This window comes from Amycolatopsis decaplanina DSM 44594, assembly GCF_000342005.1.
Classification (GTDB): Bacteria; Actinomycetota; Actinomycetes; order Mycobacteriales; family Pseudonocardiaceae; genus Amycolatopsis; species Amycolatopsis decaplanina.
This window is the reverse complement of sequence record NZ_AOHO01000005.1, coordinates 1-1,141: the sequence shown is the minus strand read 5'-3', so window position 1 is coordinate 1,141 and position 1,141 is coordinate 1. Positions and strand designations below refer to the sequence as shown.

The 1,141-nt window shown below is 72.5% G+C and carries 1 protein-coding gene; it reads right to left on the bottom strand.

Features of this window, described 5'->3' with window-relative positions; translation table 11 throughout:
- The coding region (locus H074_RS40590; RefSeq protein WP_007027955.1) for an OmpH family outer membrane protein at positions 1-1,141 on the bottom strand (1,141 nt) is incomplete at both ends.

Genomic DNA, 1,141 nt, shown 5'->3' with positions numbered 1-1,141 from the left:
CCGGGCTCAGAGCCCGATCGGCGTCCGACAGGGCCTGCTGCATCGCCGACAGCTGCTCGTTCGCCAGCTGGAACTCGGCGACCGGGCCCCCGGTGAAACCGTGCGACTGCAAGGAGCTCATCGCGAGCTCGGCGTCGGACAGCTCGGCCTGGAAGTCCTCGGCCAGCTTCGACAGCTCGGCCTTCTGGCTTTCGACGATGCCCTTGACCGTGTTGAGGTACTCGGTCATCTTCGCGGTGTAGGCCTTCGCCGCGGGCAGGTTGGTGATCTCGGCGCTGGCGGTCATGGTCGCGTCCTCCATTGGTGCGGTGGGGTTGCCCGCCGAGTTCTCGGCGGGGGCTGGGCTGTCCTCGACGACTTCGGCGTCGAGGATCTCGGGGGATCCGGTGCTGGGTCCGGCTTCCAGTTGCAGTGGCTCAGGCGGCGGTGCCGGGGTGTCGCGGACGATTTCGCCCTCGGCCCGGATCGGGGCGGGATCCTGCTGTTCGGGCGCGGGCCGTCGCCGCATCGCGTCCTTCGCGGCCGGGTCGAAGAACCGTCCGTCTCTGAACCGGTAGCGGTCGCTGTTGTGCACGATCGGCTCGTCGTACTCGGTCCAGCCCTCCGACTCGCTGCCGGCCGTGGGACCAGGGCGGCCGTAGCGCGGTGCGCCCCCGCGCGGGCTGGAACCGGGATTCGGCGTTCCCGCGCCGAAGGGAACTCCTGCGGACGGGCCGGGCGGCGGTGCTTCACCGTGGTGGCCCTCCGGTCGCGGGTGGCCCTCCGGTCGCGACCGGGGCGGTTCGGGCGCTGGCGGCGGGCCGGGCCTCGGTGGGGCCTGCGACGCCTCCGTGACTGGCTCGGTCCCGCCGTGAGCCGTGCTGGCGTCCCGGGCGGCGTTCTCGTCGCGGTGCGCGGTCGCGGCGGCCTTGGTCTTGTCCCAGATGACGCCGCGTTTCGCCGCCCACCGCTCGGCGCGGGCGGCGCGTTTCTCGGTGCGGGCGATCTTCTTGCGCAGCCATTCGGAGTCGTTGTGCTCCTGGCGCGCGGCCTGCCACATCTTGCGGCGCCGGTGCCGGCGGCTGGACCGGTCGGCCCAGGCCTCGACGCTGTTGGTGAGCATCCGGCCGAAGTAGCCGCGCATCCCCGGCTCCACCGGCTT